Consider the following 13,380-nt stretch of genomic DNA (forward strand, 5'->3'; position numbering starts at 1 on the left):
TGATTTATATTATGTAAAGATACTATTTGACCTTGAGCTTTAAAGATATTATGTAATAGCATTATTTAATATGCGAGGTTTATTATGGCTAAAGTAAATGCAGGTGAAAGCGCAAGAAAGCTCAAAGAAATTAAATTTCAGCTTATGTCACCAAAAAAGTCCAAAAGTAGTCAACAAATGTCACCAAAACGGAGTCGGAATTCTGGTGAAAAGCTATGGAATGCATTAGAATCATTACAAGAAGCAAAATCAGAGTTAAAAAAAAGAAAGTTTGAAATAGAACTAAAAAAAGACACTGAAATATCAGACGAAGGAATAGAAAAAGTAGTGGAATTGGAAAGGAAAACAGAAAAAGAGATAGAAGAAATAGCAATGCCAATATCAACGTTACTACTTAAGGAAACAATAATAAAATTACAAGGAACAAAAATAATAAATTTTTTAAAAAAATTAGAAAAACAAGTAAAAGAAATGCAAGAATTATGTAAGAAACTAGAATTAAATGCTAAAATAGAAGAAGAAGATCTAAATAAGCTCGAGGACATAAAGAAAGAATCAGAAAAGTGTTGCAGAGAGTTAGTGAGCTATATGCCTAATTCAAATAATCCTAGAATGTTGTACACTGCTGTTATTGGTGTTGGTCTTGCTGTTGGGCTGGTAGCAAGTACTATACTTGAACATACAACTAGACTAAGTATGTTAGCAATAATTGGCATAGCTACATCATCTGCACTCGTAGCTGGTGGTACTACATATGCAGCACTAAGACCTAATACTAAAATAGATGAATCAAAAGAAGTCCAAATAAAGAGTTCTCATCACTCACTTTCCTAATCACACTTTAATTCAAACTTTATCAGTTTTATTCAAGTTGCTTCTAAAAGGAGAATATCAATGGTGTTCTCCTTACTGATTTGGTTAAAATGCAGAAAACGCCTATGTCAAAATTTACACAGATGTTAAGTGCTGCCACTAATTCCCAGTTAGTACAATTTGTGTATCTTATTGACATATTTAATTTATTCTGTTACAATTTTTAGTAATTAGATTGGGGTAAAACAATGAAGAGTTTTAAATGGCTACTTAATCAAGTCAGACTTTCATGGATTAGCTTAATATCAAAAGTAAAGAGCTTTTTTCAAACTAACGATACACATTATCAAACAACTGCTAGCAATGGAAATGATCATACAAGAAAAATAAGTGTAGAAAATACAATAGAGGCGAAAGTTAATGAAGAGGATGTATGGTATGATTCTCTGAAAGAACAAGAGCCAGGTGAAAAAGAAAGAGATCTGGATGAAGAAGAATTTTTTGATGCTATTGAAAATTTGGATGAAGAGGAAGTGAGTGCTAACATAGAAGGAAAAGAGTATGAAAAAAATAAGTACTATAGTCTACAAGATGGTCTACAAGAAAAAAATGAATTTGATCACACAACGCACACTCTTACACTTGCTTTTGAAATTGAAAAGCCATTTCCAGACTCTGACCTTAGTAAATTTAAGTTATGCGAACTTAAGCAAAATGGTGATAAATATACGTTTATCTTAGAAAATGATCAGAAAAATCGAATAGAATTACACTCTGAATATCTCAATATTTATTTTCCTAAGTATTTTGAGAAACACAGAAAAAAAGGAGCTTACACCGAACTTTTTTCTCAAGAGGAAAATAGAATTAGCAATGATATTATAATACCGCTACAAGTTCCAAAAGAAGCAAGCATACTTACCAAAGAGTGCAATTGGTTAATAAGAAAGGTTGTAGGTGAAATACCATATTATCCAGTGGGCAAATCGCTTAAATACTGCAGGAGTCGTGTAAATTTCTTTCTTAACTTAAACAATATTATGTCTTTTTCTCTAAAATCAGCAAAAGCACAATATGCAGCTATGCTATCAGGTACTCCAACAGAAACAAACTGGCCAATAAAGGATATTCTAGTCAGAGGTAGTTTTATTAATCAGCATATTCCTAGAGTTGAAGAAGCTTATATTGATAAGCATTATATAGTTGAAGAAACTTTTGAAGTAGTTAACGTAGAATGTGCATCAGAGCTGAAGATTTCTCAACCTAGCATATAGCCTTATATTCTTTCATCAGCATGATATAATTTTGTGCAGATTGTGTAATATGTTTTATTTCTTCATTTGACATTTTTTTGAAGAATTGTGCTGGCCTGCCAGCCCATACTTCACCACTTTTTATCACTTTTCCATGTGTCACCAGTGAACCAGCAGCTACCATAGCTTCAGACTCGACAATCGCATGATCCATTATAACAGAGCCCATACCAATAAATGCTTTATCATGTATCGTGCATGCATGTAACACACAAAAATGTCCAACCGTCACCATACTACCAATAATCGTGTCACCGCCTGGATTTCTATCTACATGAATTACGGTGCCATCTTGAATATTCGTTTCATCACCTATTTCGATTGATCCAACATCTCCTCTGATCACACAATTAAACCAGATACTCGCATTCCTTCCTATTTCAACGTTACCTATAATACGCACACCATCTGCGATAAAAGAACTTTCATCCATTTTTGGTTCATAATCTTTGTATTTTAGAATGTGATAGCTCATAATTTAAATAAGGTTTAATACATACTTGGGTTCCAGTAGTCAAGTTACTCGGGTAAAGATATTCTTGACTTATGATCCTTATGCTCCTAAAATCTTTATTTTTAGCTCTATTTATAATGTCAGTAACAGTACTTAGTGTACTTCAAATAATATTAGTTGTTGTATTGGTAATTTTAGTGCTCCTGCAGCCACCTGGAAGTAGTTCATTAAGTGGCTTTAGTAATTCACAACAGGGAATGAATTCAATAATTCCGGTAAAGTCTTCTGAAAATCCACTCAGTAGAATAACTTCTATAGTTGCTGGGCTGTTCATTATAAATACACTGTTACTATCAGGATTATGTTCAAAAGATGTACATAAAAAATCAATTGCAGAGAAGATTATATCAGAAAAGAAGCAAGAAGGCCAATCAACTTCTGTTCCATTTGAAAATTAATGAAAGAAACCAAGTTTATCTTTGTTACAGGTGGAGTTGTTTCATCACTTGGTAAGGGTTTAGTTGCTTCAAGTGTGGGAGCACTTCTTCAAGCTCATGGATTCAATGTTCGCATCAGAAAGCTTGACCCATATCTCAACATTGATCCTGGAACAATGAGCCCAGCTCAGCACGGGGAAGTATTTGTTACTGAGGATGGTGCTGAAACTGATTTAGACCTTGGACATTACGAGCGTTTTACTAAAATTAAAGCAACCAAGGACGACAATATAACAACTGGTAAAGTATATAATAAATTATTAAAGAAGGAAAGGTGTGGTGATTATCTAGGCAAAACTGTGCAAATCATTCCTCATGTGACAGATTTAATCAAATCTTTCATTTTTAATGGTACAGAAGATTTAGATTTTGTAATATGCGAAATAGGCGGAACCGTAGGTGATATTGAAAGCCAACCGTTTTTGGAAGCTATACGCCAAGTTAATTATAAACTAGGAAAGCAAAAAGTTATCCTTATTCACTTAACTTTAATACCATATCTCACTGCAGCACAAGAATTAAAGACAAAACCGACACAGCATTCAGTTCGAGAGTTAAACTCTGCGGGGTTACAACCAGATATTATATTATGTCGCAGTGAAAAAGAAATTTCCGATAATCAAAAAGAAAAGATAGCCAATCTTTGCAATGTTTCTTTATCTAACGTAATACCTGCTCCTGATGTAAACCATATATACGAGTTACCGTCCTTGTATAATCAATGTGGGCTCGGGACACAAATTTTGGATCACTTTCACTTAAGTAAGCCAAAACCAAGCTTACCTGAATGGGACCAAATAGTACACTCTATGAGACATCCAACACAAGAAGTTATCGTTTCCATAGTAGGAAAATATACTGAATTTCCTGACGCATATAAATCACTGATTGAAGCATTAAACCATGGTGCAATTAGTAATAAAGCTAGAGTGAAGATAAATTGGGTCAACTCAAGAGAAGAGAATGGAAAATCTATAGATGCAAAGTTTATCAGAGAAAAATTACAAAGCTCTAATTCAGTCCTTGTTCCAGGAGGATTTGGTGATAACGGAATAGAAGGTAAAATATTAGCAATAAACTATGCCCGTGTAAATAACATTCCTTTTTTAGGAATATGTCTTGGTATGCAGCTTGCAGTGATTGAATTTGCTCGTAACGTTATTAAGCTTGAAGATGTACACTCTGAAGAATTTTATACTTGCAAACACCCAATCATCAAGCTCGCTGATGGTAAGAACGTTGATCTTGGTGGAACCATGAGACTTGGAACATACAAGTGTAATGTAAATCCAAATTCAAAAATGGCAAATGTGTATAGTAGTGTCACTATTTCAGAAAGACACAGACACAGATATATAGTTAATTTAGATTATAAAAATAACTTAGAAGAGAATGGAATGATATGCAGTGGTATATCAGAAGATAAAACATGCATAGAGGCAGTGGAGCTAAAAAATCACTCATGGTTTATTGGTGTGCAATTTCATCCAGAATTTCAATCAAGACCATTTTCTCCTCATCCTCTCTTTACATCATTTATTAAGGCAGCTATTGACAATAGAGTTTAATAGAACTGAATAAACTCTATTCTAATAGAGAGGTAAAAAATGTTACTAAGAAATAGTAAAGATAGCATTACATATGGATCTGCGACCTTCGAGGAATTGAATAGGCATGTAGAACAAATAATATATAAATTAGAGGAGGATCAAATTATAGAGGATATAATGGAAGAAGTAGTTGTAGCTATAAACGAACTAAAATCGGTAGAAGAAATAAAAAAATATTTAAAGCGAGAAATAGATAGCCTTGTAAAAAGGACAATAGTCCTTAGTGAATTCTATAACCTAGAAAAAATAGAAAAGCCAAGAAAAGAAAATTATATTTACCCAAGCACCTAATGTTTAAGTACCAATACATGGAACTTGCCATAGAGCAAGCAAAACTTGCTCAGAAAGATGGCGAAGTGCCAATAGGTGCTGTAATAGTTAATGGAAACAATATCATCTCCTCTGCACACAATATATCTAATGATCCAACTGCACATGCAGAAATGTTAACAATTAGACAAGCATTTTCAACTTCCACGCTTTATGAAGCTGAAATGTACGTAACGTTAGAGCCGTGCCCGATGTGCGCTCAAGCTATCTCTTTTGCAAAAATTAAACGTCTGTACTTCGGGGCTTACAATCCCAAAGGTGGAGGAGTTGAAAACGGCACTAGAATATTTCAATTCTGTAACCACATACCTGAAGTTTATGGTGGAATATTAGAAACAAAATGTTCTCTTTTGTTAAAAGATTTCTTTGAGAAATTGAGAACTTAGTTTAAGATGTGTGAGATTGTTTCAATATTTTTTGAGTAAAATCTGTATTATAACTCTTTCGTATATTTGACCAATTTGCTCATGCAACGTACATAAGGGGTGTTATTACGATAACTCCGTTGCAGGGAGTGTTAAATAAACTGTGTCAAATCGATTTTTAACCTACCAGGAAAAAAGATATCAAGTTGAGAGATAGTAAAAGCCCAATCATGTATAGGCATAGTCCATTTCTCACTGCCATTAAGTTAAGGAAAAGTGATGAACTGTATTATAAAATCAGGTAAGATTCACAAATTAAAAGAAGTAATGACATGAGTAAAAAAAAGAATAATCATGTTTATAAAAAATAAATTGATGAGTTTAAACTTTATAAACGCACACAGAGCATCCTCAAAAGACTTCTCACGAAAAAGAAAGCTGCCCTTCGTTAATGTATTTCTCCTGATTTTTAGAAAGAGTGTAAAGTCATTACAAGTGATGCTTAATGAGTTTGTTCTGCATACAAGAAAAGATTATACAATTACGGCAAGTGCATTTACTCAAGCAAGAAAGAAGCTAAAACATACTGCGTTTTCAGAGTTAAATGATGATATAGTTTCCCTATACTACCAAGATCAGGAATTTAAAACCCACCATGGCTTCAGAGTACTTGCATTTGATGCTTCAATACTGATTCTGCCAAAGAGCGACAAAATAATAGGTGAGTTTGGCTCAAGAGCAGTATGGAATGGAATCCAGAGATTTGAAGACTATACAAGTGCAACCTTTGAAGTTTGCTACGATGTGCTAAATAATATTGCAATAAAATCTGTGCTAAGTAGAGGTGACAGCTATGAGGTTGATTTAGCAATCGGTATGCTTGAATCCATAAAATCAGACGATTTGTTAATCTGTGATAGAGGATACGTATCTTATCGATTTCTTGCTGAGCTTACAGGAAGGAAAATCAATTATATAATTCGCTGTTCAAGTTCGTCTTTCAATGAAATAAACACTATGTTTAAGCCGGAAAGCCCATCTAGTACGGTGGTAGTGTCTACCGCACCTATTAAAGTAGCAAGACAGCTACGAAAGCTAGGATTACCTGATGAGATGAAATTCAGGTTAGTCAAAATAATACTTTCTTCTGGCGAAGTTGAAGTGTTAGTAACATCTCTGTTAGATGAGAAACGTTTTACAGTTGAAGAGTTTGAGAGATTATATTACTTGCGCTGGGGAGTAGAAACATTTTTTTCTAGGCTGAAGGGAAGATTAAATTTAGAGAATTTCACAGGAAAAAGTATTGAAACTATCAAGCAGGATTTTTGGTCAACTATCTTCATCAGTAATCTAGAAAGTATCATGATAGAAGATGATGAAGAGACATTGAGCTCACAGAATAGTAAACTAAAAAAAAGCATCAATAAATCTGTCTCATTTAATGCGATTAAAAACTTAGCCTTTGATATTTTTTCTACAGAGTCAGACATAGACTGCATTATGTATCGACTATCACAGTTATTTTTGATGAACACTTTAGTGGTGAGAAAAGGGAGAAGAGTTGATCGTCATAAGATATCTGATATTCGTTCACTCAACTACCAGAAAAGAGCTAGAAAACATGTGTTTTAAATTCAAGATATCTTTTCAGTATCATTGCATTAGTACATTCTTTGCAAAATAACCTGCAATTATTACTTTTTTAAATAACTTGCACTTTTCAGACTCCCTTTTCTTAAAAATTCACCCTAGTATTTACCATAATTATCAATCACTTCAAATTTTTTGTCCAATCTTAACTTCTCTTTCCCTTAACTTAATGGCAGTGACATTGGACTCCGCTCCATCAGGTGTGTTTTGCTTCTTGTTTATTGCTGATCTAAGCAGTGCAATTATTACACAGCTTGAGAGATATTTATTGTGATCAGAATTGCTGAAGTCGACTTTAAACTCAGAATCTATTTGAAGTTGTTCTCTGAGTGATAATTTCCCTTCTTCAATTATTTTTAGAAGATTTCTTATACCATCTTCTGGTATACCTGTCATGTACTTTAAAAGTAACTTAACTTTTGGTAGGTCGCCATCTACAGAGGCATTACTCAAAGCCTGAACTTTCTCTTCTCCAGTAAATCTTTTGTTATTCAAGAGTATCTTCATAACTTCAGTGCTCTCATTGTGAGGAGCTGTGTTAAGAACCTCTAGTATTTTCGTATGATCTATGTAATCTAAAAATATCTCAAACTCTTGAACTTTACCTTCATTAACGGCGGTCAACAAAGCATTCGATTTTCTTTCTTGATCAAATTTATCGCTATCCAAAAATATCTTTATAACGTTAGGTTTTTCACCTGACACAGCGTAATCTAATACAGTTTTAGAAGTAGTATCTCCAATATCAATTTTAATATTTGACTTTGCGAGCAATTCAACAATTTTTAGAAATGTATCATAATCATTTAAAATACTGCTTTTCCCTGAGCGGAGAATATCCATAAACAAATCACAAATCTTTGCATCTGTTGGCCCACTTTGTTTTAGCTTCTCACCAAATTCCTGAGCAGCTATATTAGGATTATCAGTTACAAATTTCTTTACATCTTCATAAGTTAAATTACCGATCATATTCAAATCTTACTATTATTGCTATACGCTTATTCTTTTTCATTATTCAGTCAAGTAATCTTGCAGTATCAAATGGCATGATATATATTGATTTATGATTCTCGAGCAAATGATAGAAGATTTAGCCTATAAGTTAGTGAAAGTAACCGAAGCTGCAGCACTTGCTGCATATAAATTGGCAGGCCTTGGTAATGAAAAAAAGGCCGATCAGGTTGCAGTTGATGCAATGCGTACGGTGCTAAACTCAATGGAAATAAATGGTACAATTGTGATTGGGGAAGGGGAGAGGGACGAAGCACCGATGCTATATATCGGAGAAAAAGTTGGCACAGGAAGTGGCCCTGAGATTGACATCGCTGTTGATCCACTTGAAGGCACTACGATTTGCGCTCATTATAAACAAGGGGCAATGTCTGTTCTTGCTGCAACAAAAAAAGGTAATTTTTTACATGCACCTGATGTTTATATGGAAAAGATAGCAGTGGGAAAAAATCTCCCAGAGGGTGTAGTCTCATTAAAAAATAGGATTGAGAAGAATCTGGACAATTTAGCCAAGGCAAAAGGATGTAAAGCAAGTGATCTTATAGTAACTGTACTTAAACGTGAAAGACATGATGAATTAATAGCAAAAATTAGGAAGCTAGGAGCAAAAGTGAAATTAATAGATGATGGTGATGTTGCAGCCATAGTTTCGCTAATAAATGGCAATCACGATATGTATATCGGCACAGGAGGAGCTCCAGAAGGAGTGCTTGCAGCAGCAGCGCTAAGCTCAATCGGTGGGCAGATAGAAGGAAGATTAATATTTGACACGGATCAATTAAAAGAAAGAGCAAAAAATTTGAATATCACTGACCCAGAAAAAATCTACACCGTGAAAGACATGGCAAGAAGTAAATCAGTGTTCATTGCAACTGGAGTAACAAATGGAGAGTTTGTGGATGGAGTAAAGTTTGGCCAAGATATTTGTCTGACTAATTCATTAATAATATTGCCTGGTAAAGTAATAAAAATACAAACAAAATCAATATCTTAAACATTTGTTATATGCTAATTATAAAATTTTATAGAAGGAAGATACTTATAATTGTCTTAAAAAAATGAATTTACATATTAATTTTAGCTTTACAACATTTGGCATTAAGTTATAGTTAAATAGTAATACTAAGAGGTGCTTAATGTTTAGTTCACTAACTAATTTTTTTACGAATACGTCTAAAAAGAAAAGTTCTCAATCTGAAGAAAATAATCATTCTTTCTCTAACAGCACAGAAAGTTTATTAGTCCAATCTACTAAAAAAAATCCTCAACTTGATGATCAAAGTAGAACTGACGTGTCTCCTCAAACAAATCTTCAATTTAGTGAGGATGATGTAAAAAACGTGCTCCAAGACTTCGAAAAATTGGATTTTAAGAACAGTAATGAGTGTTTTAACGAAATAGCAGAAGATTATGAAAGGAGGAAAAAAAGTGACCTTTTTAACTACGTAATATTGAATAAGCGAAAATACATAACAGATATATTAGATCAGAGGCTTGCCCACAAAGATCAAGAAAATTTTAGGAAGAAATTTAGTGAATATCTTCTTAAAATAAATGAGAAAATGAATTATGGGAAAGAATTTCAAAATAAACTTCAATTTTTTGAAGATAGGGTAGAAGAAGTATTATCAGATTTTAGAAAATTGAATTTTGGCCTTAAGGATAATTTGTGTAAAGATGATAAGGATAACGTAAATTATAATAAAGGCTGGCCTGCAGATCCATTTGACAAAATAGCGAATTATTATCGATGGAATAAGAACATTTTCCTTTTTAATTATGTAGTATTAAGTAAGCAAAAAGAAATAATAAGTATATTGAATGAAAAGTCTATTCCTGAAGACAAGCGAAAGAATTTTAAAAAGAGGTTGGGTAGATATCTTCTTCGAGTCGAAGAAGGGATGAGTAACGGACAGGAATTTCTCAAAACTGATAGTGCAGTTGCCTTTTTTGATGGATGTTATGTGCCATGCGCATATGCAAAACGTTCTCTTTAGTATTAATATTTCTAAGCCTGGGTGTAGCTTAGAAATCAGCCGTCTTTTCACTGACAAAATTGAAGGGATGGAAAGAAATAAAAATGAGGTAAAGATAGTAGAAATATACAGTAACGATAAAAGAATAGCAACGGTTGAGAAGAATGATAATGGAAAAAGAAATTACCGCTTTGCAAAAGATGCAACATGCAACATGAAAATTAGGTGGAGTGCAGAAGATGAGAAAGGTAATTCTGTTGACTGCTTTATTAGTTTAAATGCAAATCCTAGTAATATTGAGATTGGTCAGGTAACTATTAATGGTAAAGATGTTCAAGTAAGGGAAATTTTAGAATTAGCTAAGCAAAATAAGGATATGCTTATAGAAAATCAAGCTTTATATGAATTTTTAGAAGAATGTCTGGAGAACGTATTATGTGAGGAGGAGAAGAATATACAACCACAGGGGAAAGAAGTTGTTACAACACCTAGCTCCATTCTCCATGACGTGGAACTAGATGAGATCAGCGAAGAGGAAGCCATAAAGAAAGGCTGGACTCCCGGGTACTTTGGTAGTTAGATGTATACTACACATTAAACCTAAAGTGCATTATATCGCCATCTTGCACGATATAATCTCTGCCTTCGAAGCGAATTTTCCCTGCATCTTTGCAAGCTAATTCGCTTCCATATTTTATATAGTCTTCAAAGCTTATGGTTTCTGCTTTTATAAAGCCCTTTTCAAAATCAGTGTGAATTACACCTGCTGCTTTGTCAGCTGTTGATCCTATCTTTATTGGCCATGCACGTGCTTCTTTGGGGCCCACAGTAAAAAAAGTTATCATACTTAGCACTTCATACATAATACGTGCTACTCCATCAAGTCCTGATTCTTGTAAGCCAAATTCTGATAAAAAATTCTGTTTTTCCTCTTCACTATCAAGATTTGCAATATCTGCTTCAAGTTTCGCTGAAATACAATAAAATTTGCTTTTATTTTCTTCCGCCATTTTTTCCACCCTTTTAGATAGTTCATTACCAGTTATGATATTCGTATCTTCAACATTGCATACATACATAACAGGCTTTGTTGTTAGCAATTGAAGCAACTTCATCTCATCTTCATCGATATTCTCCAAGCTTCTTGCCGGTTTACCTAATTTTAAAGTAGCTAATACCTCTTGCATTAATTCAAGTTGTCTCTTTAGCTCTTTATCACCTTGCTTTGCTTTCTTTTCCAATTGAGGAAGCCTTTTTTCTATGCTATCAATATCAGCTAGAATTAACTCCATTTCCACTATTTCAGCATCTGATATTGGATCTATTTTACTGTTTACATGGCTGATATCGTCATCCGTAAAGCACCTGAGCAGATGAACAATGGCATCAACTTCTCTGATATGACTCAAAAATTTATTTCCTAGTCCTTCACCCTTGCTCGCACCCTTAACCAAGCCGGCAATATCGACAACTTCCAGTTGATTGTAGATTATTTTCCCCGAGTGAGCAATCGAGGCAATTTGTTTCAAACGCTGATCTCGTATTGGCACTTTGCCAACATTTGGCTCGATTGTGCAAAAAGGATAATTTGCAGCTTCAGCTGCACTTGACTCTGTAAGTGCATTAAATAAAGTTGATTTTCCTATATTTGGTAACCCAACTATACCACAGTTAAAGCTCATATTTGCTATTTAAAGCCTTAATTATTGCATAATTAAAAAATTTTTGCTATACCTAATTAGTTACTTATTAATAAGTTAGTTAATATAATAACATATAGCTTGAATTAAGGTAGAAATTATGGTTGGGCTTAGAAAACGGAAATTACCAAATGGTTTTGACAGTATTGAAAATGCTAAAGGACGCAAGACTTCAGAGAGTAATGTAGAAAAAGAACCTTCTAATAACCAAGTAGTTAAATATGATACTGCAGGTGATGGCAATTGCTTTTTTCATGCAGTGTTTGGTGATAACAGTTCTGGTACATATAAAGCTGAAAGAGCGCAAGATATGAGAATGGAATGGCACAAATTTTTAAGTCGATTTACGTCTTTAGATGATCCAAGTATGCCAGCTCCTTTAAAGGATCAGCTAGAAAAGGTTTTTAATATGTTTTTTAATAAGCCAGGGGATTTAACTGGCAAGTCTGATAAAATAAAGGGTCTGGTTAAGCAAACAAATAGGAAAATTGAAAATGCTGAAGGTAATGTGAAGAGGTTAGTAAGTAGAGCTGTTAGCAAATTTAATATATCGCATAATCAAGCTGTGCTTAATCTAAGTGAATATGCAGAGGCTCTTGATGGCATTGGTGAGAGTGACTATAATGCCGAATATAACAGTGATTTTATTACACGCTCATTTCTTGACAAACCTGAACTCTATCAATCCTATCTAGAAGCAATAGAAAGTAAAAGTTATTTTCCTTTTATTGAAGAAATTCAATTATTAGCTTCTTTAGCTAACATTGAAATTAATGTCCATTGTAAAGTTAGCGGCAGAGAGAAACAACAAAAGTTTGAACCAAATCCTGAAATGATAAACAATGATCAACTAAATCAGATGTTTAATCGTGAGAGTTATAAATTAAATGACGAGTTATGGGGTAGTAAAGAGAGAGAAACAATATATCTTGAAGGAAATCATTACTCTAGGGCTAAAATTGTAACTCAAGAGTTAATAAAACAGCAGCAGGAGCAAGAAGACTTTCTATTAGCAAAACAACTTCAGATAGATGAAATTTTGGAATATTGTGATCTTTCAAAGGATATCTCTGAGAGAGTAGAGATTGAGAGGGAGTTTGATGAGTTATTGGCAAAAAATGCTGATGGAAAAATTGGTGATGTTATAGGGCAGTGCATTAATGATGTACAGCAACGTATAAAATGCCTTGAGGAGCCAGTCTTATCAAGAAGGTGCAGTGTGGAAGAAGCACGTGTAGAAAAAACATTTTATCAACAACAAGTACCACAACCTGTAAGATAAGTCTTCATAGTCTATATACTTCTATAGGGGGGCATTCTATAATAAAAGCCATGCTCATTTTTAACCACTGCTTAATAAGAATAAAGTCTTAGCAAAACAAACACAAGAACAATAGGATTTCTTGCTTGCAAAGCAACTCCAAGATCGGGAGGAAAAAGACTTTTTCCTTGCAAGGCAACTTCAAGAGCAACCCTCACGCACAATCCCTTAACCCAAATGGAGGAAGTAAAAATAGAAGATCAGCAGCAACAAATACTTATAAAATAATAACTCTATGGTTAATGTGCGAGATTTAATTAAAAAATGTTGTCATTCGAGTAGCTGACACTGGGCTCCAATGTCAATTACTCGGATAACAAAAAAACACAGGCTTCAC

14 protein-coding genes are annotated in these 13,380 nt (G+C 33.7%); 11 read left to right on the plus strand and 3 right to left on the minus strand.

Annotated elements, in window-relative coordinates:
* Positions 1 to 84: 84 nt before the first annotated feature.
* Together OPR42_RS06470 and OPR42_RS06475 are read left to right on the plus strand one after the other, a co-directional pair.
* Positions 85 to 834: a hypothetical protein gene (locus OPR42_RS06470; RefSeq protein WP_265042153.1), complete on the plus strand. Its 750-nt coding sequence runs from the start codon at positions 85 to 87 to the stop codon at positions 832 to 834.
* A gap of 227 nt (positions 835 to 1,061) precedes the next feature.
* Entirely contained in the window at positions 1,062 to 2,087 is a 1,026-nt protein-coding gene (locus tag OPR42_RS06475) for a hypothetical protein (protein ID WP_265042154.1), read from the plus strand.
* On the opposite strand, the gene OPR42_RS06480 is transcribed toward OPR42_RS06475, so the two are convergent.
* Positions 2,077 to 2,601, minus strand: coding sequence for a gamma carbonic anhydrase family protein (locus OPR42_RS06480; protein WP_010404888.1), 525 nt, complete (start codon positions 2,599 to 2,601; stop codon positions 2,077 to 2,079). The genes OPR42_RS06475 and OPR42_RS06480 overlap by 11 nt on opposite strands.
* Before the next feature lie 116 nt (positions 2,602 to 2,717).
* Between OPR42_RS06480 and secG the strand changes: the two genes are divergently transcribed.
* The 5 genes from secG (at position 2,718) to OPR42_RS06505 (ending at position 7,014) form a co-directional block, all read left to right on the plus strand.
* The gene (gene secG / locus OPR42_RS06485) at positions 2,718 to 3,038 is read left to right on the plus strand and encodes a preprotein translocase subunit SecG (RefSeq protein WP_007302593.1); all 321 of its coding nucleotides are present in this window, start codon (positions 2,718 to 2,720) and stop codon (positions 3,036 to 3,038) included.
* Positions 3,038 to 4,645: a CTP synthase gene (locus tag OPR42_RS06490; protein ID WP_127464150.1), complete on the plus strand. Its 1,608-nt coding sequence runs from the start codon at positions 3,038 to 3,040 to the stop codon at positions 4,643 to 4,645. Before secG ends, OPR42_RS06490 begins: the two co-directional genes overlap by 1 nt.
* Before the next feature lie 39 nt (positions 4,646 to 4,684).
* A complete protein-coding gene (locus OPR42_RS06495; RefSeq protein WP_007302591.1) occupies positions 4,685 to 4,978 on the plus strand; it encodes a hypothetical protein in 294 nt (97 codons plus the stop codon).
* Positions 4,979 to 4,995: 17 nt separating this feature from the next.
* Positions 4,996 to 5,403, plus strand: coding sequence for a nucleoside deaminase (locus OPR42_RS06500; protein ID WP_010404879.1), 408 nt, complete (start codon positions 4,996 to 4,998; stop codon positions 5,401 to 5,403).
* A gap of 333 nt (positions 5,404 to 5,736) precedes the next feature.
* On the plus strand, positions 5,737 to 7,014 hold the full coding sequence (locus OPR42_RS06505; protein ID WP_265041416.1) for an IS4 family transposase: 1,278 nt from the start codon (positions 5,737 to 5,739) through the stop codon (positions 7,012 to 7,014).
* Positions 7,015 to 7,158: 144 nt separating this feature from the next.
* Here OPR42_RS06505 and OPR42_RS06510 read toward each other — a convergent pair whose 3' ends face one another.
* Complete coding sequence (locus OPR42_RS06510) at positions 7,159 to 8,004, minus strand: hypothetical protein (RefSeq protein WP_265042155.1); 846 nt, start codon at positions 8,002 to 8,004, stop codon at positions 7,159 to 7,161.
* A 112-nt stretch (positions 8,005 to 8,116) separates the two neighbouring features.
* On the opposite strand from OPR42_RS06510, the gene glpX reads away from it, so the two are divergent.
* From glpX to OPR42_RS06525, 3 genes are all read left to right on the plus strand, one after another.
* The gene (gene glpX / locus OPR42_RS06515; RefSeq protein ID WP_265042382.1) at positions 8,117 to 9,040 is read left to right on the plus strand and encodes a class II fructose-bisphosphatase; all 924 of its coding nucleotides are present in this window, start codon (positions 8,117 to 8,119) and stop codon (positions 9,038 to 9,040) included.
* Positions 9,041 to 9,182: 142 nt separating this feature from the next.
* On the plus strand, positions 9,183 to 10,043 hold the full coding sequence (locus OPR42_RS06520) for a hypothetical protein (RefSeq protein WP_265042156.1): 861 nt from the start codon (positions 9,183 to 9,185) through the stop codon (positions 10,041 to 10,043).
* Positions 10,024 to 10,602: a hypothetical protein gene (locus tag OPR42_RS06525; protein ID WP_265042157.1), complete on the plus strand. Its 579-nt coding sequence runs from the start codon at positions 10,024 to 10,026 to the stop codon at positions 10,600 to 10,602. The genes OPR42_RS06520 and OPR42_RS06525 overlap by 20 nt, the downstream gene beginning before the upstream one ends.
* 7 nt (positions 10,603 to 10,609) lie before the next feature.
* Here OPR42_RS06525 and ychF read toward each other — a convergent pair whose 3' ends face one another.
* Positions 10,610 to 11,704, minus strand: coding sequence for a redox-regulated ATPase YchF (gene ychF / locus OPR42_RS06530; RefSeq protein ID WP_010406370.1), 1,095 nt, complete (start codon positions 11,702 to 11,704; stop codon positions 10,610 to 10,612).
* 118 nt (positions 11,705 to 11,822) lie between these two features.
* On the opposite strand from ychF, the gene OPR42_RS06535 reads away from it, so the two are divergent.
* The gene (locus OPR42_RS06535) at positions 11,823 to 13,004 is read left to right on the plus strand and encodes a hypothetical protein (protein WP_010406367.1); all 1,182 of its coding nucleotides are present in this window, start codon (positions 11,823 to 11,825) and stop codon (positions 13,002 to 13,004) included.
* The last annotated feature ends 376 nt before the right edge of the window (positions 13,005 to 13,380 follow it).

Source organism: Wolbachia endosymbiont (group B) of Melanostoma mellinum, from assembly GCF_947251465.1.
GTDB lineage: Bacteria > Pseudomonadota > Alphaproteobacteria > Rickettsiales > Anaplasmataceae > Wolbachia.

Coding starts and splice junctions, on each gene's coding strand:
- secG (WP_007302593.1), top strand. CDS start 2,718: ATGTCAGTAACAGTACTTAGTGTACTTCAAATAATATTAGTTGTTGTA.
- OPR42_RS06475 (WP_265042154.1), top strand. CDS start 1,062: ATGAAGAGTTTTAAATGGCTACTTAATCAAGTCAGACTTTCATGGATT.
- ychF (WP_010406370.1), bottom strand. CDS start 11,704: ATGAGCTTTAACTGTGGTATAGTTGGGTTACCAAATATAGGAAAATCA.
- OPR42_RS06500 (WP_010404879.1), top strand. CDS start 4,996: ATGGAACTTGCCATAGAGCAAGCAAAACTTGCTCAGAAAGATGGCGAA.
- OPR42_RS06535 (WP_010406367.1), top strand. CDS start 11,823: ATGGTTGGGCTTAGAAAACGGAAATTACCAAATGGTTTTGACAGTATT.
- OPR42_RS06480 (WP_010404888.1), bottom strand. CDS start 2,601: ATGAGCTATCACATTCTAAAATACAAAGATTATGAACCAAAAATGGAT.
- OPR42_RS06520 (WP_265042156.1), top strand. CDS start 9,183: ATGTTTAGTTCACTAACTAATTTTTTTACGAATACGTCTAAAAAGAAA.
- OPR42_RS06505 (WP_265041416.1), top strand. CDS start 5,737: ATGTTTATAAAAAATAAATTGATGAGTTTAAACTTTATAAACGCACAC.
- OPR42_RS06470 (WP_265042153.1), top strand. CDS start 85: ATGGCTAAAGTAAATGCAGGTGAAAGCGCAAGAAAGCTCAAAGAAATT.
- OPR42_RS06510 (WP_265042155.1), bottom strand. CDS start 8,004: ATGATCGGTAATTTAACTTATGAAGATGTAAAGAAATTTGTAACTGAT.
- OPR42_RS06490 (WP_127464150.1), top strand. CDS start 3,038: ATGAAAGAAACCAAGTTTATCTTTGTTACAGGTGGAGTTGTTTCATCA.
- OPR42_RS06525 (WP_265042157.1), top strand. CDS start 10,024: ATGCAAAACGTTCTCTTTAGTATTAATATTTCTAAGCCTGGGTGTAGC.
- OPR42_RS06495 (WP_007302591.1), top strand. CDS start 4,685: ATGTTACTAAGAAATAGTAAAGATAGCATTACATATGGATCTGCGACC.